The sequence below is a fragment of the Chitinimonas prasina genome (genome assembly GCF_030160395.1).
Lineage (GTDB): Bacteria > Pseudomonadota > Gammaproteobacteria > Burkholderiales > Chitinimonadaceae > Chitinimonas > Chitinimonas prasina.
Genome location: NZ_BSOG01000001.1, coordinates 973,623 through 994,291, shown reverse-complemented (window position 1 = coordinate 994,291; position 20,669 = coordinate 973,623). Strand labels below are relative to the sequence as shown.

At 62.8% G+C, this 20,669-nt stretch carries 20 protein-coding genes; 10 read left to right on the top strand and 10 right to left on the bottom strand.

Features of this window, described 5'->3' with window-relative positions; translation table 11 throughout:
• Nucleotides 1-360: 360 nt before the first annotated feature.
• Nucleotides 361-1,137 (top strand): substrate-binding periplasmic protein, encoded by a 777-nt coding sequence (locus QQK16_RS04705; protein ID WP_284195269.1) that lies wholly within the window; start codon nucleotides 361-363, stop codon nucleotides 1,135-1,137.
• Between the two features lie 75 nt (nucleotides 1,138-1,212).
• Nucleotides 1,213-1,578 (top strand): TfoX/Sxy family protein, encoded by a 366-nt coding sequence (locus QQK16_RS04700; protein ID WP_284195268.1) that lies wholly within the window; start codon nucleotides 1,213-1,215, stop codon nucleotides 1,576-1,578.
• Here QQK16_RS04700 and metE read toward each other — a convergent pair whose 3' ends face one another.
• A complete protein-coding gene (gene metE, locus QQK16_RS04695) occupies nucleotides 1,579-3,921 on the bottom strand; it encodes a 5-methyltetrahydropteroyltriglutamate--homocysteine S-methyltransferase (protein WP_284195267.1) in 2,343 nt (780 codons plus the stop codon).
• Nucleotides 3,922-4,028: 107 nt separating this feature from the next.
• Between metE and QQK16_RS04690 the strand changes: the two genes are divergently transcribed.
• The 5 genes from QQK16_RS04690 (at nucleotide 4,029) to QQK16_RS04670 (ending at nucleotide 8,007) form a co-directional block, all read left to right on the top strand.
• Complete coding sequence (locus QQK16_RS04690) at nucleotides 4,029-4,949, top strand: LysR family transcriptional regulator (protein WP_284195266.1); 921 nt, start codon at nucleotides 4,029-4,031, stop codon at nucleotides 4,947-4,949.
• Between the two features lie 119 nt (nucleotides 4,950-5,068).
• Nucleotides 5,069-5,632: a TetR/AcrR family transcriptional regulator gene (locus tag QQK16_RS04685; RefSeq protein ID WP_284195265.1), complete on the top strand. Its 564-nt coding sequence runs from the start codon at nucleotides 5,069-5,071 to the stop codon at nucleotides 5,630-5,632.
• A gap of 71 nt (nucleotides 5,633-5,703) precedes the next feature.
• Nucleotides 5,704-6,204: a DUF4442 domain-containing protein gene (locus QQK16_RS04680; RefSeq protein ID WP_284195264.1), complete on the top strand. Its 501-nt coding sequence runs from the start codon at nucleotides 5,704-5,706 to the stop codon at nucleotides 6,202-6,204.
• A 102-nt stretch (nucleotides 6,205-6,306) separates the two neighbouring features.
• Entirely contained in the window at nucleotides 6,307-7,128 is an 822-nt protein-coding gene (locus QQK16_RS04675; protein ID WP_284195263.1) for a crotonase/enoyl-CoA hydratase family protein, read from the top strand.
• A gap of 96 nt (nucleotides 7,129-7,224) precedes the next feature.
• Nucleotides 7,225-8,007, top strand: coding sequence for a substrate-binding periplasmic protein (locus QQK16_RS04670; protein WP_284195262.1), 783 nt, complete (start codon nucleotides 7,225-7,227; stop codon nucleotides 8,005-8,007).
• Nucleotides 8,008-8,126: 119 nt separating this feature from the next.
• On the opposite strand, the gene QQK16_RS04665 is transcribed toward QQK16_RS04670, so the two are convergent.
• The 9 genes from QQK16_RS04665 to QQK16_RS04625 all read right to left on the bottom strand — a co-directional run bounded on the left by QQK16_RS04665 (nucleotide 8,127) and on the right by QQK16_RS04625 (nucleotide 17,469).
• Nucleotides 8,127-8,855, bottom strand: a complete 729-nt coding sequence (locus QQK16_RS04665; protein WP_284195261.1) for an amino acid ABC transporter ATP-binding protein — start codon at nucleotides 8,853-8,855, stop codon at nucleotides 8,127-8,129.
• 19 nt (nucleotides 8,856-8,874) lie between these two features.
• On the bottom strand, nucleotides 8,875-9,534 hold the full coding sequence (locus QQK16_RS04660; RefSeq protein ID WP_284195260.1) for an amino acid ABC transporter permease: 660 nt from the start codon (nucleotides 9,532-9,534) through the stop codon (nucleotides 8,875-8,877).
• Complete coding sequence (locus QQK16_RS04655) at nucleotides 9,534-10,283, bottom strand: amino acid ABC transporter permease (protein WP_284195259.1); 750 nt, start codon at nucleotides 10,281-10,283, stop codon at nucleotides 9,534-9,536. The genes QQK16_RS04660 and QQK16_RS04655 overlap by 1 nt, the downstream gene beginning before the upstream one ends.
• A gap of 101 nt (nucleotides 10,284-10,384) precedes the next feature.
• On the bottom strand, nucleotides 10,385-11,275 hold the full coding sequence (locus tag QQK16_RS04650; protein ID WP_284195258.1) for a transporter substrate-binding domain-containing protein: 891 nt from the start codon (nucleotides 11,273-11,275) through the stop codon (nucleotides 10,385-10,387).
• Between the two features lie 415 nt (nucleotides 11,276-11,690).
• Nucleotides 11,691-12,476, bottom strand: coding sequence for a 16S rRNA (adenine(1518)-N(6)/adenine(1519)-N(6))-dimethyltransferase RsmA (gene rsmA, locus QQK16_RS04645; protein ID WP_284195257.1), 786 nt, complete (start codon nucleotides 12,474-12,476; stop codon nucleotides 11,691-11,693).
• 124 nt (nucleotides 12,477-12,600) lie between these two features.
• The gene (gene pdxA / locus QQK16_RS04640) at nucleotides 12,601-13,617 is read right to left on the bottom strand and encodes a 4-hydroxythreonine-4-phosphate dehydrogenase PdxA (protein ID WP_284195256.1); all 1,017 of its coding nucleotides are present in this window, start codon (nucleotides 13,615-13,617) and stop codon (nucleotides 12,601-12,603) included.
• Nucleotides 13,614-14,048, bottom strand: a complete 435-nt coding sequence (locus QQK16_RS04635; protein ID WP_284195255.1) for a GFA family protein — start codon at nucleotides 14,046-14,048, stop codon at nucleotides 13,614-13,616. The genes pdxA and QQK16_RS04635 overlap by 4 nt, the downstream gene beginning before the upstream one ends.
• Nucleotides 14,049-14,050: 2 nt before the next feature.
• Nucleotides 14,051-15,349, bottom strand: a complete 1,299-nt coding sequence (locus tag QQK16_RS04630; RefSeq protein ID WP_284195254.1) for a peptidylprolyl isomerase — start codon at nucleotides 15,347-15,349, stop codon at nucleotides 14,051-14,053.
• A 2-nt stretch (nucleotides 15,350-15,351) separates the two neighbouring features.
• Nucleotides 15,352-17,469, bottom strand: coding sequence for an LPS-assembly protein LptD (locus QQK16_RS04625; RefSeq protein WP_284195253.1), 2,118 nt, complete (start codon nucleotides 17,467-17,469; stop codon nucleotides 15,352-15,354).
• Nucleotides 17,470-17,542: 73 nt separating this feature from the next.
• Here QQK16_RS04625 and QQK16_RS04620 point away from each other — a divergent pair, with 73 nt between their 5' ends.
• The 3 genes from QQK16_RS04620 to murU all read left to right on the top strand — a co-directional run bounded on the left by QQK16_RS04620 (nucleotide 17,543) and on the right by murU (nucleotide 20,616).
• Nucleotides 17,543-18,562 carry an aminoglycoside phosphotransferase family protein gene (locus QQK16_RS04620; RefSeq protein ID WP_284195252.1) on the top strand — a complete coding sequence of 340 codons (1,020 nt, stop codon included), beginning with the start codon at nucleotides 17,543-17,545 and terminating at the stop codon, nucleotides 18,560-18,562.
• Between the two features lie 316 nt (nucleotides 18,563-18,878).
• Nucleotides 18,879-19,919 (top strand): low-specificity L-threonine aldolase, encoded by a 1,041-nt coding sequence (gene ltaE, locus QQK16_RS04615; protein ID WP_308446982.1) that lies wholly within the window; start codon nucleotides 18,879-18,881, stop codon nucleotides 19,917-19,919.
• Nucleotide 19,920: 1 nt separating this feature from the next.
• Complete coding sequence (murU, locus tag QQK16_RS04610) at nucleotides 19,921-20,616, top strand: N-acetylmuramate alpha-1-phosphate uridylyltransferase MurU (RefSeq protein ID WP_284195251.1); 696 nt, start codon at nucleotides 19,921-19,923, stop codon at nucleotides 20,614-20,616.
• Nucleotides 20,617-20,669 lie beyond the last annotated feature (53 nt).

The window sequence follows — 20,669 nt, the reverse complement described above, 5'->3', positions numbered from 1 at the left end:
GCCTGACGCGCAGGCACTCGGGAAACCCGGGTGCTTACCCTTTGAGTCGTCTCAAACAGCGGCTCTCCCTGATTTATCCCCACCCCTCTGCCCCGCCCGCCGGCGGGGAACCTCGCTACGCTCGATGGCGTTAACGGTAAATTGCAAACGGCAAGGTAAGGCGGCCTGACGCGCAGGCACCCGGGAGACCCGGGGGCTCACCCTATGAGTCATCTCAAGCCGCGGCTCGCCCCTGATTGATCCCCACCCCTCCGCCCCGCCCGCCGAACCGACCCCATCCCTGCAACTAATCGGCGCCCAGGCGCCGGTTTTGGCTGCACAGGGGTAGCCATCGCCTATGCTGAGGGGGAGGAGGTTGCCATGGTGCGATGCCACTTGCTAAAGCAGGGCTTTGCCACCCGTCTGTGCGTGGGCGTGTTGGCCTGGGTGCTGGCGGTACCCGCCTGGGCAGAGAGCCTGACCATCTGCGCCGAAGATGACTGGTACCCCTACTCCGCCCTGCGGGATGGCACCTCGGTAGGCATGTCGGTCGAGCTGGCCAGGGCGGCCTTTGCCCACAAGGGGGTGACAGCCCTGTTCGAGAGCGGTAGCTATCAGCGCTGTATCCGGCTCACCCAGCAGGGCAGGTATGTGCTGACCTTGAACATGGCCAAGACGGCAGACCGCGAGCCCACCTATCTATGGCCCAGGCCGCCCCTGCTGGAAGTCCGGGGCGTGCTATGGGGGCGGCCGGGGCTGGTCAGCGGCAGCCTGGACCATGCGGATTTGCGTCATCGCCAGTTTGGCGTGGTCAAGGGATATGAGTACCCCGCTGCCATTGCCGATGATCGCGACATCATCAAGGTTGAAGCCGATTCCGATGCGGTAAACCTGCGTAATATCGCCCTGGGCCGGGTGGATGTGACCTTGATGGATGAAAAGATAGGCCGCTATCTGATTAGCCGTCATGGCCTGGCTGGCAAGGTGGTGCCCTATGGCGTGTTCGAGCGCTTCCCGGTCTATGCGGTGTTCAGCAAGCGCCACCCCAAGTCGGTCCACTATCTGAAGTTGTTCGAGCAGGGCATGGCGGTGCTGCAGCAGAGTGGCGAATACCAGCGTATTGCCGAGGCATGGCCGCCTAAGGCGGCTGGGGATTGACGGGAACCTGTTGGTTCGCTGTCGTCCAGCAGCCCAGCGGGTGTCCGGTAGACCAAACCCAAAGAAGGTATCTGGATGCGTAGCGAGTTTGTCGAATGGCTGTGTGAGCAGCTGTCGCCCATGGGACATATGAGCAGCCGCGCCATGTTTGGTGGCTGGAGCGTGTATTGCGATGGCCTGATCTTTGCCATCGTGGTGGACGAGGTGCCTTACCTGAAGGCCGATGCGCAGACCATACCCAGCTACACGGCACAGGCTTGTGGGCCGTTTGAATACAGCGGCAAGGACGGCAAGCTGTCGAAGATGAACTACTACCGCATACCTGACGAGGTGCTGGAGGAACGCGGCGAGCTGCTGCAATGGGCGCGCGCCGCGTTGGAGGTGGCATTGCGGGCCAGGGCCGCCAAGGTGCCCAAGGCCCGCAAACCCCCTGCTGCCTGATTACTCGCCGCGTGGGCCGCAGCATTCGCCCTCATGCACATGCGCTGCCGTGGCTACGCTGGCTGCCGAGAGGGACGCTGCCGTACCGGCGGCCAAGCGCTGGCGCAACTGGCGAGTGGCTGCCAGCATATTGATCAGCGCCGCTTCGGTCTCTGGCCAGGCGCGGGTCTTGAGGCCGCAATCCGGGTTCACCCACAGCCGCTCTGCCGGAATCACCTTGAGGGCCTTCTCCAACAAGGTGGTCATTTCCGTGACGGGTGGCACCCGTGGCGAGTGGATATCGTAGACGCCGGGGCCGATTTCATTGGGGTAGCGGAAGTCGCCAAAGGCATCCAGCAGGGTCATGGCGGAGCGTGAGGTCTCAATGGTGATCACGTCGGCATCCATGGCGGCGATGGCAGGCAGGATGTCCTCGAACTCTGAATAGCACATATGGGTGTGCACCTGGGTTTCTGGCCGGCTGCCAGCGGCGCTGAGCTTGAAGGCGGTCACAGCCCAGTCCAGATAGGCCGGCCAGTCGGCGCGCTTCAGCGGCAGGCCTTCACGGAAAGCCGGCTCGTCTATCTGGATGGCGGCGATACCGGCGGCATCCAGCTCGGCCACTTCATCGCGCAGGGCCAGGGCCATCTGGTAGGCCACTTCGGCGCGCGGCTTGTCGTCGCGCACAAAAGCCCATTGCACCAGGGTGACCGGGCCGGTCAGCATGCCCTTCATGGGCAGGCTGGTCAGGGACTGCGCATAGCGGGTCCACTCCACCGTCATGGCCACCGGCCGACTGACGTCGCCCCAGATCATGGGCGGCTTGACGCAGCGCGAGCCGTAGCTCTGTACCCAGCCGTGCTGGCAGACTGCCACGCCGGCCAGCTGCTCGGCAAAGTAATCGACCATGTCGCTGCGCTCGGCTTCGCCATGCACCAGCACATCCAGCCCCAGGGCCTCCTGGCGGCTGACGGCGTGGGCGATCTCGGCCTGCATGGCGCGGGTGTAATCGGCCTGGCTCAGCTCGCCGCGTTTGTAGGCACCGCGCTGGGCGCGTATGGCATTGGTCTGGGGGAAGGAGCCTATGGTGGTGGTGGGCAACAGTGGCAGCTTCAGCCGCTCGCGCTGCAGCAGGGCGCGCTCGCCATAGCTGAGCCCGCGTTCGATCTCGGGCAGGTTGGCCAGGCGGCGGGCGACGGCGGCATCGTTACGGGCAGGCAGGGTGCGGTAGCGTGTCAGTGCCGCCCGGTTCTGCTCCAGCGCCTGGAAGCAGACGCTGCGGCCCAGGCACAGGGCGCGTGACAGGGTGGCCAGCTCTGCCAGCTTCTGCCGGGCAAAGCTGAGGCCATCCTTGATCTCTTCGGCCAGGCGGGTTTCCTGGTCCAGGTCGACCGGTACGTGCAGCAGGGAGCAGCTGCTGCCTATCCAGAGATTGTCGCCCAGGCGGTGGTAGAGCGGGGTGAGCTTGTCCAGCGCGGCATCCAGATCGGTCTTCCAGACATTGCGGCCATCGACGATGCCGACCGATAGCACCTTGCCGGCGTGCCAGTCGCCAAAGGCGCCCAGCTGTTGCGGGGCGCGCACGGCGTCCAGGTGCAGGCCGGCTACCGGCAGGCTTTTCAGCAGCTCGGCATGCTCGGCCACACCGCTGAAATAGGTGGTCAAGAGGATGCCGGGGTGGGCTTCAGCCAGCTCGCGGTAGACCGGGGCGTAGGCATTCAGCCAGTGGCTGTCGAGATCCAGGCCCAGGATGGGTTCGTCCAGCTGCACCCAGTTGCAGCCTTCGGCTGCCAGCTGCCTGAGCAGGCGTACATAGGCAGGCAGCAGGCGCGGCAGCAGGGATAGCGCGTCTATGCCCTGCACCCTGGCCAGCTTGAGCAGGGTCAGCGGGCCCACCAACTGCACCTTGGCCTGGAAGCCGGCCTGGGTCGCCTCCTGCAGCTCGTCCAGCAGCCATTGCGGGCCGCCGTCAAAACGGGTGTCATGGTCAAACTCAGGCTTGAGGAAGTGGTAGTTGGTGTCAAACCACTTGGTCATTTCGCAAGCCGGCTGGGCGGCATTGCCACGCGCCAGTTCAAAATACTGGCTGCGGCTGAGCTGGGCTGCATCAAAGCCGAAGCGCTTGGGGATGGCGCCCAGCAGTACGGTGGTATCCAGTATCTGGTCGTAATAGGAGAAATCCCCGACAGCGACAAACCGCAAGCCGGCGGCGTGCTGCCATTGCCAGTGGCGCAGGCGCAGTTCGCGGCCGGTGGCATTGAGGCCGGCCTCGTCCAGCTCACCGCGCCAGAATTGCTCGACGGCAAACTTCAGCTCGCGTTGGCTGCCTATGCGGGGGAAGCCCAGGGTATGGGTGGTTAACATGAGTAATCCTTTCGATGGAGTAATGCATCAATGAACGCTTTGCATGATGCGCGTGCTCCGTCTATGATCAAAACGCATCTTTTTACGGTTTGTTATCGAAATTACTCATGAGCACAGCACTGGAACTACGCCACCTCCGTACCATTGCCGCCCTGGTGGAAACCGGCGGGGTGGCCCGCGCCGCCGAGCGGCTCAATCTGACCCAGTCGGCCCTGTCGCACCAGCTCAAGCAGCTAGAGGACCAGTTCGGGCTCAGCCTGTTCGAGCGCAAGTCCCAGCCGCTCAAGCTGACGCCAGCCGGCCAGCGCCTGCTCGCGCTATCCGACCAGGTGCTGCCCCAGGTGGGCGACGCCTTGCGTGATATCGGCCGTATCCGCGATGGCGCGGCGGGCAGCCTGCGTATTGCGGTGGAATGCCATACCTGTTTTGACTGGCTGATGCCGGCCATGGACGAGTTCCGCCCCCGCTGGCCGGAGGTGGAACTGGATATCGTTTCTGGCTTTCATGCCGATCCGGTGGGTCTGATCCATCAGAACGAGGCCGACCTGGGCATCGTGTCGGAGCGCGATGAGGCTGAGCCGGTGCATTACTTCCCGCTGTTCCGCTACGAGATCGTGGCCCTGCTGGCCAATGACCATCAGCTGGCCGGGCGTACTGCCCTGCAGGCCGAGGATTTTGCCGACGAAACCCTGATCACCTACCCGGTGCCGGACGATATGCTGGATGTGATACGCCAGGTATTGCGGCCGGCTGGTGTGCAGCCGCGCCGCCGCAGTAGTGAACTGACGGTGGCCATATTGCAGTTGGTGGCCAGCCGGCGCGGTGTGGCAGCACTACCGGAGTGGGCGGTGGCGCCGTATCTGGAGCGGCGCTACGTGACAGCAAGGCCCATAGGAGAGCAGGGCTTGTTTGGCGAGCTGTACGCGGCCGTGCCGCCCAGCCGCGCTGGCCTCGCCTATGTCGAGGACTTTGTCGATACTGTCAGGGCTACCTGTGCCAGCAGCCTGCCGGGTATCAGCCTGCTATAGGGTAGCGGGGGGCGGCGAGGGCGGCCGACGCGGTCGTGTCGCAGGGGTGCCGTCAGCCCCGGCCATATCTTAAGGATTAGTTGCCTTTCAAGCACTTGCTTGGTTACAGTGAGCGCCACATGAACGATACCGCGAAACGCATACTCGATCTGGCGGAGGCGCTTTGGCTGGAGAGGGGCTTCAATGGCTTCAGCTACCATCATCTGGCGCAGCCTTTGGGGTTGAAGAATGCGGCTATCCACTACCACTACCCGACCAAGACCGATCTTGGCCTGGCGCTGGTAGGCCGCTATCGGCGGCGGATACGGCGCACGGCAGAGCACCATGCCATCACCACCCAGGATGCCTGGCAGAAACTGGAATGGTATGTAGACCTGCTGACCATGGATTATGCCGACAGCGAGCGGCTTTGCCCCACCGGCATGTTGGCTGCTGAGTGGGCTACCCTGCCAGAGCCGGTGCGTGAGGAAGCCCGCGCCTTTATGCAGGAGCTGTACCAATGGTGCCTGGGGGTGCTGCGCGAGGGCATAGCAGGCGGGTACTTTCAGTTCGCCGGCAGTTGCGAGGACAAGGCGGCCACCCTGCTGGCTACCTTGCAAGGCGCCTTGCAGCTTGCCCGCTTTGATCCGACCTGGATGGATGCGGTCAAGAAGCAGCTCAGGCTGGACCTGGGTGCCCGCTGAAAGCGGTGCCCGCGCAGTATCGTTCGAGCACAACGGCCACTGGCTATAACGGGACACACCAAGGAAACACGATGGAACAGACCTTCAGCAATGCCTTCAGCCGTATCGTCGCCAAGTTCGAGAAGGTCCCCGGCCCCTTGCGCCGCTGGGCGCGCTCCAAGGCTTTCGGTCGCTATGTGAAGTTTGCCGGTACTGCCGGTATCGACTTCGAGGAAGTCAGCACCGCACGGGTGATCTGCCATATCCGCAATGTCAGCAAGAACCAGAACCACATCAAGGGCGTGCACGCCGCTGCCATGGCGCTGCTGGCGGAGACGGCCACCGGCTTTGCCGTGGGCATGAACCTGCCGGACGACAAGCTGCCCCTGCTCAAGTCCATGAAGGTGGAGTACAAGAAGCGCGCCCAGGGCGACCTCAAGGCTGTGGCCGCCCTGACGGCCGAGCAGATCAACAGCGTCCGCACGCTGGAGAAGGGCGATGTACTGGTGCCGGTGACGGTGACCGATGAATCGGGCAATGAACCCATCATCTGCGAAATGGTCTGGGCCTGGATACCGAAGAAGCGCAACTGAGCGCCCGTCGCTTGAGTGCAATGAAATAATCCTGCCGCAACCATGTTGTGCGGCAGGAACTGACTATCCTGTAAGTATCTGCTTGCGACTACCCGTACACCCATGAGCCTGCCTACCTATACCACCCTGTCCCTTACCCTGGAAAACCATGTAGCCCAGATCACGTTGAACCGACCTGATCGGGCCAATGCCATGAACGAGCCCATGTGGCGCGAGCTGCGCGATGCCATGCGCTGGCTCGATGGCGAGCCGGCTGCACGGGTGGCTGTGCTATCGGGCAACGGTGCCAACTTTTGCTCGGGCATAGACCTGGGCATGCTGATGGCGGTGCAGGGGCGCATACAGGACGATTGCCAGGGCCGGCAGGCAGAGAAGCTGCGGCGCTTTATCCTGGACCTGCAGGATTGCCTGACCGCCATAGAGCAATGCAGCAAGCCGGTTATTGCCGCTGTCCACGGCAGTTGTGTGGGGGGCGGGCTGGATCTGATCGCCGCCTGCGATCTGCGCTACTGTTCGGCGGATGCCCGCTTCTGCCTGAAAGAGGTGGACCTGGGCATCGTGGCCGATGTGGGGGTGTTGCAGCGCCTGCCCAAGATCATAGGCGATGGCCGTACCCGCGAGCTGGCATTCACCGCACGTGAGGTCAGCGGCAAGGACGCTGCCAGGATGGGGCTGGTCAGCAACTGTCTGGCCGACCGGGCCAGTCTGCTGATGGAGGTGATGACGGTGGCCGAATCGATCGCCGCCAAGGCGCCGCTGACCACGCGCGGCATCAAGGACAACCTGAACTATGCGCGCGACCATACGGTGGCCGAAGGCCTGCGCTATGTGGCGACCTGGAATGCAGCCATGCTGATCTCGCGTGACTTGGAGGCTGCAGCCATGGCACATGTGATGAAGGAAAAACCGACCTTCCGCGACTGATCGCCGCCAGCGCCCGGCCAGCCCGGGCGCTTGTCTTTACAGGGCGGTGAAGGGCGCGGGGTGCTATACCGAACTAGCGCCTCACCGGGTCTTGCCATGTTGCGTCTGCTATCCCTGTTCACTGCCTTGCTGCTGTTGGCAGCGCCTGTCATGGCAGCACCCGCGCCGCTGTTGGCCTGTGCGGCCGATGCCCAACTCCCTCCGTTTACCTATAGCCAGCATAACCGCACCATAGGCATGACTGTGGACTTGCTGGCCCGCCTGCTGCTGGAGGCAGGCCTGCCTGCCGCCCAGGTGGAGATGCTGCCCTGGCGGCGATGCCTGGCCCTGGTGCAATCGGGGCGCTATGCGCTGGCGCTGAATGTCGCCACGGCCCAGGTCGATCCTGCGCCTTTTCTGGTGACCGAACCCTATGTGCAGCTAAACAGTGTCTATCTCTACAGCAACCGTTACTTCGCCAACGGATTGCCGATCAGGCTGCTGGATGACTTGCATCGCTACAGGGTCTGCGGCCTGATGGGGCACACCTTCGAGAGCTATGGCCTGGACAATGCCAAGGTGGATGTGGGAGCGGCCAACTATCCGCAGTTGATTGCCAAGCTGCATGCCGGCCATTGTGATCTGTTTCTGGACAAGCGCGAGGTGATCGCTGCCTTGCACCTGGTTGACACCCATCTGAAGGACATGCTGACGGATGGCAGCCTGCAGATCAGGCCGGTGCCGGAAGAGGCACCAGTAGGATTGCACTTCCTGGTCAGCCGCCGCATCAAGCAAGCCGTGCCACTGCGCAAGGCGCTGGATGCCGGCATACAGCGGCTGATACGCAACAAGTCCATGCAAGGCCTGCTGGCGCCCTACCAGGGGGCAGTCAAGTATTGAGGCGGGGTATGGATGCCATAGCGCGTTAATGCAACAGGCCCGAATCACCAATTCGGGCCTGTTACTTGGGCCTGTTGCTCGACGGCCTTCCCGCTGTAAACGAGAGGGCGGCTGCTCGCTCAGTGTTGCAGAATCTTGGACAGGAACAGCTGCGCCCGCTCGCCACGGGGGCTGCCGAAAAAGTCTTCCTTGGAGCAGTCTTCCTCTATCTTGCCCTTGTCCATGAAGATCACCCGGTTGGCCACCTTGCGGGCAAAGCCCATCTCATGGGTGACGCACATCATGGTCATGCCCTCGTGGGCCAGTTGCACCATCACGTCCAATACCTCGTTGACCATTTCCGGGTCCAGAGCCGAGGTGGGTTCGTCGAACAGCATGACGATGGGGTCCATGGCCAGGGCGCGGGCGATGGCGACGCGCTGTTGCTGGCCACCCGAAAGCTGGCCGGGGAACTTGGCGGCATGCGCCGACAAACCTACGCGCTCCAGCAGCTTGGCGCCCTTGGCCCGTGCCTCATCGCGGCTACGGCCCAGCACCTTTTGCTGGGCGATGGCCAGGTTGTCGGTGATGGTGAGGTGCGGAAATAGCTCGAAATGCTGGAACACCATGCCCACCCGCGAGCGCAGCTTGGGCAGATTGGTCTTGGGGTCGGCAATGGAGATGCCGTCGACCACGATGTCACCCTTCTGGAAGGGTTCCAGCGCGTTCACCGTCTTGATCAGGGTGGATTTGCCCGAGCCGGAGGGGCCGCAAACCACCACGACCTCGCCCTTTTTGACCTCGGTGGTGCAATCGGTCAGCACCTGGAAGTTGCCGTACCACTTGGAAACGTTCTTGATGGAAATCATGGTATGAGTCCTCAATGCCTTAGCGTATCACTGCGATCGCGGTATGCAGGCGCTTGACCAGGCGCGACAGCACAAAGCTGATGGTGAAATAGATGACGGCGACGGTGACATACATCTCTACGGGTATGTAGTCGCGGTTGGCAACCTTGCTGGCGGCGCCCAGCAGGTCGGTGGCGCCTACCACGTAGACCAGCGAGGTATCCTGGAACAGGATGATGGTTTGGGTCAGCAGTAGCGGCACCACGTTGCGGAAGGCCTGCGGCAGGATCACGTAGCGCATGTTCTGGGCATAGGTGAAACCCATGGCCTGGCCTGCCGATACCTGTCCGCGTGAGATGGACTGGATACCAGCCCGGATGATCTCGCAGAAATAGGCCGCTTCGAAGATGGCAAAGGTGATGTAGGCCGATTTGTCTGCCCCCACCTGTACCCCGCTGATCAGCGGCACCAGGATGTAGAACCAGAAGATCACCAACAGCAGCGGCACCGAGCGGAACAGGTTGACATAGGCCGACGCCGCCAGATTGAGCGGTTTGATGCTGGACAGGCGGGCCATGGCCAGCAGGGTGCCAAACACGATGCCGAAAAAGGTGGCGAACAGGGTCAGCGATGCAGAGTACTTCAGCCCTTCCCAGAGGAAGTCCTTGGAATCGACAATGGCGGAGAAATTGAAGTCCATTACTTGCTTCCTCCGCTGATGTAGCCGGGCACCTGGGTGCGGCGCTCGATAAAGGCCATCAGGCGGTTCACCGAGAAGGCCATGATCAGGTAGATGACGCTGACCATGGTCATGACTTCAATTGGGTTGCCTGGAGCATATTCGCCGGTGATCTGCCGCATCTGGAAGGTCAGTTCGGTCACGCCTATGGCCAGCGCTACGGCCGAGTTCTTGAACACATTCATGAATTCGGACGTCAGTGGCGGAATGACGATGCGGAAGGCCATGGGCAGCAGCACGTAGCGATAGGTCTGCCCCAGCGTGAAGCCCAATGCCTGGCCAGCATAGCGCTGGCCGCGTGGCAGGGCCATGATGCCGGTCCGTACCTGCTCGGCCACCCGGGCACTGGTGAACAGGCCTAGGCCGATCACGGCGGTGATGAATTCGGGCATAGGCATGTCCTGCTTCATCCAGGTGCCCATCTGCTCGGGCAATACCTCGGGCAGGACGAAAAACCACAGGAACAGCTGCACGATCAGCGGAATATTGCGGAACAGCTCCACATAGGCGGTGGCCAGGCCAGCCAGCCATTTGTTGGGCATGGTGCGCACGGTACCTATCAGCGAACCCAGTATCAGGGCGATGACCCAGGCGCTGAGGGCGGTCGCAACCGTCCAGCCCAGGCCGGTTATCAGCCACTGGTAGTAGTACTCACCGGTGCCATATACCTCTTCGAGGATAATGCCCCAGTTCCATTGGTATTGACCCATGGGTAACTCCTTAAACACAGGGGGAGCGTTAAGCTCCCCTCGCAGCGGCCACACCGCAGGGTGCGGCCGCAGGCAATGCCATCAAGCAGGTGACAACGAGATCAGATACCGACGTCGGTCGGGGTCTTGATGGCTTCCTTGAGCTTGTCGCTCATGGGCAGGTTGATATTGATGTTCTTGGGCGGAATCGGGGTCATGAACCACTTGTTGTAGATGGTATTGATCTGACCCGACTTGAAGATGGCCGCCAGGGTGTCGTCGGCTACCTTCTTGAACTGGGGGTCATCCTTGCGCAGCATGATGCCGTAGGGCTCGACCGACAAGGCGGGGCCGACGATGGCGAAGTCCTTGGGGTTACGCGAGTTGGCGATCAGGCTGGCCAGCAAGATGTCATCCATCACGAAGGCGGCGGCGCGGCCGGTATCCACCATCAGGAAGCTCTCGGCGTGGTCCTTGCCGTAGACGTTCTTCACGTCGATGGCCTTGCCCTGCTCGTTCTGCTTGATATAACGGTCGGAGGTGGTGCCGGTGGTGGTTACCACGGGCTTGCCGTTCAGATCGTCCAGCGTCTTGATGCCGGCACTGGCCTTGGCGGCCATGCGTACGGCGGTAACATAGTAGGAATAGCTGAAGCCGACCTGCTTCTGGCGTTCCTTGGAGTTGGTGGTGGAGCCGCATTCCATGTCTATGGTGCCATTGACCATCAGCGGGATGCGGGTCTGCGAAGTGACGGGCACCAGCTTGACCACCAGCGAAGGCTTGTTCAGCTTCTTCTTCACTGCAGCGACAACCTGATGGCAGAGGTCCATGGCGTAGCCGACGGGTTTTTGCTTGTCATCCAGGTAGGAGAAGGGGATGGACGACTCGCGGTGGCCCACGGTGATGATGCCGGTATCGTTGATTTTCTTCAGCGTGCCGGTGAGCTCCTCGGCGTGTGCGCCGCCAGCAAAGACGGCTGCCACGGCGGCCGACAGGATCAGGGACTTCTGCATTGCGGTTTGCTCCTTTAGGGTTGTTCGATCATCGCACTTCACGAAAAGACTATAGCTGCTCCCGGCATGGCCTAGGCATCAATTCGTATCGGTTCCGTGGGTTTGTACTGCTGCGTGTCTTGCGACCTTGCAACATGACGGCGGGCGCATTCCTGCTTGCTCGAGCCTGCATCGGCGATGGCAGGCTGGCCTTGTGCTTCAGGACTGGTAAGTCCTTGAACCGTCATGGAACGTTGCCGGTTGATCCGGCAACTCGTCGGGATGGGCAAAGTGTAGCGGCCGGCATAGGCGCAACAAGCGGGGAATCCCTAATAATGGGGAAAAAGCAGGGAAAACCGCAGTGATCCGGTGGTTTTCAGGCTCGTTCCAGGCCCTTTTGTGTGGGCTGTAGCCCACACAAAAGGGGGCTGGCCAACTAGTCAGGCAGGGCGTTGGTCAGCCGCACGTAGTCGTGTACCGACAGGTTTTCCGCACGGTCGCCAGCATTTATGCCTGTGGCATCGAAAAGCGCGTCATCGACGATGCCCTTGAGGTTGTTGCGCAGGGTCTTGCGGCGCTGGGCAAAAGCCTGTGCCACCAGCTTCTCCAGCGCATCCAGATTGCGTACCGGCATGGGGAAGGGGCGGGGAATCATCCGGACGATGGCCGAATCCACCTTGGGGGGCGGGAAGAAGGCTTCGGGGGGGACATCCAGCAGTTTTTCCATGTGGAAGTGATACTGCAGCATTACCGAGAGCCGGCCGTAATCGGCGCAGGCGGGCTCGGCCACCATGCGCAGCACCACCTCGTTCTGCAGCATGAAATGGCAGTCGCTGATCACGCTGGCATAGCCGGCCAGATGGAACAGCAGGGGTGTGGAGATGTTGTAGGGCAAGTTGCCAACCAGGCGAACCTGGCGGCCCGGTGCGATCTGCTCGGCCAACTGGCCAAAGTCGAACTTCAGTGCATCGGCATTGTGGATGACCAGCTTGCCTGGCGCGAAGCGGCCGGACAGCTTGGCGACGATGTCGCGGTCGATTTCCACGGCGTGCAAAACATCCAGCTTGGCCAGCAGAGGCTCGGTCAGCGCGGCGAGGCCAGGACCGATCTCTATCATGGCATCGGCCGGTTGCGGGTTGATACAACTGACGATGTCGGATATCACGCCTTGGTCCTGCAGGAAATTCTGACCAAAGCGCTTGCGGGGGATATGGGAGCTCATGGGCTGTATTGTAGGGCCGTCAGCCCTCAGTGGCTAAGCGCCGCTAACAAATCCCTTCTGGTTAGGCGTGCAAACCTAGGCGCGCCATGCCGCGAACAAACTCCTTGCGGCAGGGTGGCGCGGGCTAGCCGGCCCTTTGGGCCTGGTTGGCGGCCAGTGTGATGGCCAGGTCTACGGCGGCGAGCAGCGAGCCGCCATCGGCGCGGCCGGTGCCTGCCAGGTCCAGCGCGGTGCCGTGGTCGACCGAGGTTCGTATCAGCGGCAGGCCCAGGGTGAGATTGATGCCCTGGCCGAAGGTGGCATGCTTGAGTACGGGCAAGCCTTGGTCGTGGTACATGACCAGTACGGCATCGCCCTGCGCCAGCACAGGTGGATTGAACAGGGTGTCGGCCGGCAGCGGGCCGACCAGGCGCATGCCTTCGCGACGCAGGCTTTCCAATACGGGAATGAGGATGTCGAGTTCCTCGCGGCCCAGGTGGCCGCCCTCGCCAGCGTGCGGGTTGAGGCCGGCCACCAGTATGGTGGGCTGGGCCAGGCCGAATTTGTGCTGTAGATCGGCATGCAGGATGCGCAGGGTCTGGGTCAGGCTGGCCGGGGTAATGGCATCGGCCACTTCGCGCAGCGGCAGGTGGGTAGTCGCCAGGGCCACGCGCAAGGCATAGCCGGGTTTGACGGCATCGCAACGGCCTGCCAGCAGCATCACCACCTGAGGGGTGTCGGTCAGTTCGGCCAAGTATTCGGTATGGCCGGTAAAGCGGCCATAGCCGGCATCACGGATGATGCCCTTGTGCAGGGGGGCGGTCACCATGGCGGCAAATTCGCCTGACTGGCAGCCCGCCACCGCCCGGTCCAGCAGGGCCAGCACCTGCGGGGCATTGGCCTGGTCAAGCTGGCCTGCAACACAGGGGGCCGCCAGGGGAATATGCAGGACTTCCAGGCTGCCTGGCGCGGGCTGGGTCTCCGGCGCGTAGTCCACCAGCTGCACGGCACTGCCGGTCTGGCGCGCACGCGCCTGCAATAGTGGCTTGTCACCCAGCAGTATCAGCCTGGCGGCGTGCTGGCCAGGCTGGAGTGCGGTACACAGTTCCGGGCCTATGCCGGCCGGCTCTCCGACGGTGATGGCGATGCGTGGCGTGCTCATGCGGGGGTGTCCTCGGGCTCGTGCCCAGGGTAGATGCGATAGCGCGGCAGGTCGGTGCCTGGCTCGTCCCAGTCTGCGCGGGCGTCGCAGAACACATGGTGCGCAGGTCGGCTATCGGTCGGGCTGTCCAGGCTGCCCATGCAGACCACCACGATCTCGGGCCTGTCGGTGCGGCGTATCTGCAGCTGCGAGCCGCACTGCCGGCAGAAGTACTTGCGTCGGTGGGGCGAGGACGCATACTCGGTCAGCAGGGCGATGCCCGCCAGCCAGCGGAAATCAGCGGCTGCCGCCACGGCATTGCTGGAGTAGGCCGTGCCGTGGGCCTTGCGGCACATGCTGCAGTGGCAGAGATCGATGGGCGACAGTGGCCCGTCTATCTGGTAACGGACACCGCTACAGAGGCAGCTGCCTAGTAGCGGTACCGCTGTCATGCTTACTTGTCGTCCAGGCGGATTTCCACAAAGGCCTGGTCGCGCTGCTGGCGTGCCCAGTCTTCATACTGCTCGTCCGACTTGCGCTCGCGCAGTTCCATCCGCACGCGGGTGCGGCGTTTGTCCTGCGTCACATCCTGGTCGCGGCGTTCTATCACCTGTATCAGGTGCCAGCCGAATGGCGAGCGCACCGCCTGCGACAGTTCGCCAGGCTGCAGTGCATTCATGGCCTGCTCGAACTCGGGCACGGTATCGCCGGGCGAGATCCAGTCCAGGTCGCCACCCTTCTGGGCCGAGCCATCCTCGGAATGCAGCTTGGCCTGTTCCTCGAAGGCGGCGCCGTTGACGATGCGCTCGCGCAGTTCCTGAATGCGGTTCTTGGCGTCGGTATCCGAGGTCAATTCGTTGACCTTGACCAGGATATGGCGGGTATGGGTCTGCTTGATGATTTCCTTGCCGTCGCGCTGGCGTTTTTCCTGCAGCTTGACCAGGTGAAAACCGGCCGGGCTACGCAGCACCTGGGTTACGCCCCCGGCTTCCAGCTTGTTCAGCGCTTCCAGGAACAGCGGCGGCAGGCGGCCGGCAGAGCGCCAGCCCAGCTCGCCACCGCTGAGGGCATCGCCCGCATCGGAGAAGGCCGCCGCCACTTCGGCAAACGGCTTGCCGCCTGCCAGTTGGCGGGCGGCTTCGGCGGCACGCTGGCCCTTGGTAGTGACCACGTCCTGGCCAGAGCCTTCGGGAATGGCGACCAGAATGTGCGACAGCCGGTATTCCAGCTCGGCCTTGGCCTGATCAGGGTTGGCCGCCAGATATTGATCTATCTCGGCATCGGTGACGTAGATGCGGTTATCCACCTCACGCTCGCGCAGACGCTGTATCTGCATGTCCTGGCGTATCTGCTCGCGGAAGGCGGGGTAGCTGGTGCCTTCCTTTTCCAGGGCGGCCTTGAACTGGGACAGGTTGAGCTGGTTCTGGCCGGCTATCCGTTCCATGGTCTGGTCGAGCTGGCGCTCATCCACCCGTATGCCGGTATCAGCGGCGTAATCAGACAGCACTTTCTCGTTGACCAGCCTGTCCAGCACCTGGCGCCGTAGCACGTCCTCGGCGGGGAGGGCGATCTTCTGGCGCTGCAGGTTGGCAGTCACGCTGCGTACCCGGGTATTGAGCTCGTACTCGGTGATGACGGTTTTGTTCACCACCGCCACGATGCGATCCAGCGTCAAAGGGTCGGCGGCATGGGCCGTGGCCAGCAGGCTGGAGGCAAGCAGGGCGGCGGCAAGGCGGGACAAGGTAGCGGTCATGGTCAGTTCAACTTGGTGTAGCCGGGAATGCTCTCTTTGAGCGTTTGCAGCGGATTGGAGCCGAGTCGACCTACATCGTTCAGTTCCAGCTGTAGGAAGAAGGGGCTGCTGGTCTGGTTGCCCGAGGTGACGAAGCGTTGCGACACCATGCGGAATACCCAACAGCCGCCATTGTATTCGAGGCCGAGCAAGCGCTCCAAAGAACGCTTGTCGCGGATGGACCAGTTCTGCCGTGCCACCACGTGCCAGCGGGCGCTGACCGGCCATTGGGCCGACAGGTCTATCTGCTTGATATCAGTCAGGCGATCGAGCCGGTAGCGCAGGTTGAGCAGTTTGCCGGCCTCGGGCTGGTAGCGCAGGTTGAGCGCGGCCTTGCGGGTCTGATGGCCGTTGCCGTCGGTCTGCACGGCGCCATCCATCCACCAGTGATCAAAGGGCTGGCCGCCGGCGGTGGCGATCAGATCGGAGGCGCTGGTGTCCTGGCTGCGTGCCGCTTCGTTCAGCGTGACCCGCTGGCGGTCGAAATAGAAGCGCTGGCCCACGGCCACGCGGGCACGTTCTATGCCGCTGTCGGCTTCGAACAGCCGCGAGGTCAGTGCCAGGGTCAGCTGATTGGCATCGTTGATGCGGTCGCTGCCGGTGTATTGGTTCTCGCTGAACATCTGGGCGAAATTGAAGTCGGCCACGCCCGAGTCGAAATTGGGGAAGGCCGACTGATCACGGTGCGGTATGCGCACATAGTAGGCCCGTGGCTCCAGCGACTGCACCATGTCCTTGCCGAAGAACTGGCCTTCGCGGTCGAAATACAGGCCGGAATCCACGCTGAAGATGGGCAGGTTGCGGCTGAGGCTGCGGCCATCGTCCAGCTTGTAATGGCTCAGATGCAGGCCGACCTTGGGCGTGACGAAGCCCCAGGCCTGCTCCATGGGCATGCTCAGGCTGGGGTAGGCCACCACCCGCTCACCGGTCAACTGGGTGGGGTGATGGAAGGAGACAGCTTCGCCATTCAGATCCAGCCGGAACGGCGCCGGCAGGACGGGCTGATAGTTGACGGTCAGCTGCGGCAGGCGGGCATAGGGCACGGCCACCGGGTTGGTAGGATCCTGCAGCGTCTGGTAGCGCTGCATGCGCAGTACTGCGCCAAAGTTGCCATGGCTGTAGCTCAGATAGCCTTCACGCGGCAGAAAGGTCTGCGATGCCACGGCGATACGGTCGCCAAAGTCAGCGAAATAGCGATCGTCGGTGGTTTTCTGCAGGTTGAGGCCCGTGCGCAGGCCGGGCGCCAGCCCTTGCTCGTGCTGCAGGCGGAAGGCACTACGGCTACTGCCGTACACCCTGTCCTTCAGTATGGTCTCGACCGTCAACTGGCCGGCCATGTCCTTGCCCAGATAGCGAAACTCATTGTTGAACATCAGCCCGCGCTTGCTGATCAGCCGCGGGGCGATGGTGGCGTCCATATTGGGCGCGATGTTCCAGTAGTAAGGCACAATCAGCTCGAAGCCGCCTGAACCGCTGGAGCCGATGGACGACGACAGGAAACCGGACTTGCGCGAGCCATCCAGGCTGAAATCCAGATAGGGGGAGTACAGCAGCGGTACGCCCTTGAATTCGATGGTGCTGTTGCGGGCCACACCGACATTGCGGGTGTAATCCAGCTCCAGTTCGCGGGCGCGGATGAACCAGTCGTCCTGGCCGACCTGGCAGGTGGTGAAGCGGGCCTTGTTGAGGCGGTATTTATCCTTGCCCTCGAACAGCAGCTTGACGGCGTCGCCACGCCCCTGCCTTTGTCCCAGCCGGTAACGGGGGGCATCGAGCTCGCCGGTACGGGTGTCTTCCTTCAGGTACAGCTCGCCACCTTCCAGCAGATCACCCTGCTGGCTGAGCCGGGTCTGGTCGCCGGCACGGATCTCGCGGGTGGTCTCGAACAGCTTGAGCCATTGCGCCTCGATGCGGCGGCCATCCCGATCCAGCGCCACATTGCCGCTGGCGCACGCTTCGGTATTGCCAGTACCTTCTATCTTGTCGGCCTGCAGCACGGTAGGGCCGGCGACTTCTTCGGCATGGGCTGCAAGGGCCGTACAGAGGGCCAGGGCGAGGGGGAGCGGAGAGAAACGCGGCATGTGACGCAGGGAGGGAGCCTGATAGGAAGTGCGCTAAAATCGCATACTTTCCCGCTTCGCACAAACTCGCCCCATGGATCGAATCAATACGCTGCGTCAGTGGCTACATACTCAACTGCCCGGTGACCATAGCCTGTCGGACCCGATAGGCGATGCCAGCAGCCGGCGTTATTTCCGGGTTTTGCTGGCTGACGGCAGCAGCCGCATGGTGATGGACGCCCCGCCGGACCGCAACGACCTGACACCCTTTGTGCAGGTAGCGGCCCTGCTGCAACCCGCGCTGCGGGTGCCACGGGTGCTGGCGCAGGATCTGCAGCAAGGCTTTCTGCTGCTGGATGACTTGGGCGAGGTAGACCTGCAGATGGCCCTGGCCACCACCGATGAAGCCGGTGCCGAGGTGCTGTATCGCTGGGTGATCGCCAGCCTGATTGCCCTGCAGCGCGATGTGCCGGTCGACAGCCTGCCCAGCTACAGTGCCGAGATCATGGTGGAGGACCTCAACCGCTTTGCCGAATGGTATGCCGACCGCCATCTGGGCAAGCCGCTGACAGGCGAGGATCTGGCCATCTGGGAGCGCAGTCGATCGCTGCTGGTGGCACGCGCCCAGATGCAGGGCAAGGTCGCCATCCATTTCGATTTTCATTGCCGTAACCTGATCGTCACCGGTAGCCGCCAGGCCGGGCTGGATGAGCGGGTAGGGGTGATAGATTTCCAGGATGCCCGCGTCGGCCCCATCTGCTATGACCTGGCTTCGCTGCTGAAGGATATGTACGTACAGTGGCCCGAGGATTTCCGGCTGGATCTGGCTGTGCGCTATTGGGAGGCGGCACGCCAGGCCGGTTTGCCGGTGCCGGCAGCGTTTGATGATTTCTATACCCAGTTCGAGATCATGGGCGTGTTTCGCCAGATACGGACGCTGGGCACCTTTGCCCGGTTGGCTCACCGCGACGGCAAGCAGCGTTATATAGACGACATGCCGGTGGCAGTGGCCTATCTGCGTGAAACCTGCGCCCGCTATACCGAGCTGCATCCGCTGTACAAGCTGCTCAACCGGCTGACTGATTTTGTGCCGGGAGTGGGTTACACCTTTTGATAGCAGGCCATGCGCTTGTGGCATGGATGGTTGATGGCGGGCTGGGTGGGCGCCAGCGCATCCTCCGCGCCTGTTCCAGTCCACCCCTCCCGGGCGCTTGCCATCATTGTTGAAGCGCGGCTGCGGTGCAACGCTACCCGCTCATCACAGGCGCTGAGCCCATTGGCACGGTTGGCCCTGGTGCCGGCTTGAACCTGCAGGTCGCGGTTCTGTCCCTGTCCATTCTGCGTAGTATGCTGCGAGCAAAGTTGAACAAGGCGCTGCCCGGGTGATGAGGGCGGCATGATTTAGCAACAAGCCATTGATAGGATTTGCCATGAGCTACCCCCAGGCTGCAAGCGGCCCCGTGCTGTACGATTTCCGGTCCGATACGGTGACCCGGCCGTCTGATGCCATGCGTGCAGCGATGGTGGCGGCGCCGGTAGGTGATGATGTTTGGGGCGATGACCCCACAGTGCAGCGGCTGGAGGCCTATTGCGCGGAGCTGCTGGGCTTTGAGGCGGGGCTGTTCGTGCCCAGCGGCACCCAGTCCAACCTGATAGGCCTCATGGTGCATTGTCAGCGTGGCGATGAATACTTGGTGGGCCAGGACGCCCATACCTACAAGTACGAGGGTGGGGGTGCCGCCGTGCTGGGCAGCATACAGCCGCAGCCGATAGAGAACCTGGCCGATGGAACACTGCCGCTGGAGAAGCTGAAGCGGGCCGTGAAGCCCGATGATGCCCACTTTGCCCGTACCCGCCTGCTGGCGCTGGAAAACACCATAGGCGGCAAAGTATTGCCGGCCAGCTATGTCCGCATGGTGACAGACTGGGCCCACGGACTGGGTCTGGCTACCCATCTGGATGGCGCCCGCTTGTGGAACGCCGCCGTGGCCAGCCATGTTGCGCCGGCCGAGATCGCCAATGGTTTCGATTCGGTCTCGGTCTGTCTGTCCAAGGGTTTGGGGGCACCGGTGGGTTCGGTGCTGCTGGGCAAGCGCGATTTCATCCAGTCGGGCCGGCGTTGGCGCAAGATGCTGGGCGGCGGCATGCGCCAGTCCGGCATGCTGGCCGCTGCCGGGCTGTATGCGCTGGAACACAATCTGGCCCGGCTGGCCGATGACCATGCCAACGCGGCCCTGCTGGCGGACGGCTTGCGCAAGCTGCCGGGTCTGACGGTGGAGGCCCAGACCAATATGGTGTTCGTACATCTGGAACCAGGTATGGCCCAAGGCTTCAGTACCCATCTGGCCGAGCAGGGCCTGCTGGTCAGCAGCGTGGGTACGGCCCAGCGCTGGGTAACCCACCTGGATGTGGATGCCCAGGCGGTTGCTGCAGCGCTGGCGATTGCCGCCCGCTATTTCGAGGGACGCTGAGATGCGGGCGATGATCTTGGCCGCAGGCAGGGGCGAGCGCATGCGGCCATTGACCGACACCACGCCCAAGCCCTTGCTGGAAGTGGGCGGCCTGCCCTTGATAGGCTGGCATTTGCGCCGCCTTGCCGCCGCTGGCATCCGCGAGGTGGTGATCAACCATGCCTGGCTGGGCCGGCAGATAGAAACCACCCTGGGTGACGGCAGCAATTGGGGGGTAAACATCCAGTACTCGCCAGAGCCCATCCCCTTGGAAACCGCCGGCGGTATCTCCCAGGCATTGCCCTTGCTAGGCGATGCACCCTTCCTGGTGGTCAATGGCGATGTCTATACCGATTATCCGTTTGCCCAGTTGCAGCCGCTGGCGCAGCAGCTGGCAGAGACAGGCGGGGCGTGTGCCCACCTGGTGCTGGTGCCCAAGCCCGATTACAAGACGGGCTTTGATCTGGCGCTGCAGTCTGATGGCAAGCTGCTACCCCATGCAGATGGCCTGCAGCCGCTGACGTTCGGCGGCATGGCGCTGTATACCCCGGCATTCTTCGCCGAAGTACCCAGGGGGCAGCCCGGCCCCTTGCTGCCCTGGTTTCTGGCAGGCATGGCCGAGGGCCGCATCACCGGGGAGTGCTATACCGGGCAATGGCTGGATGTGGGTACGGTAGAGCGGCTGGAGGCCGCCCGCGCCGCTTGTCGGGTGTCTTGATAGCCTGCCGGACAAGCGCCTAGTCTGGGAGTTGGATGCCACTTGCGGTATCC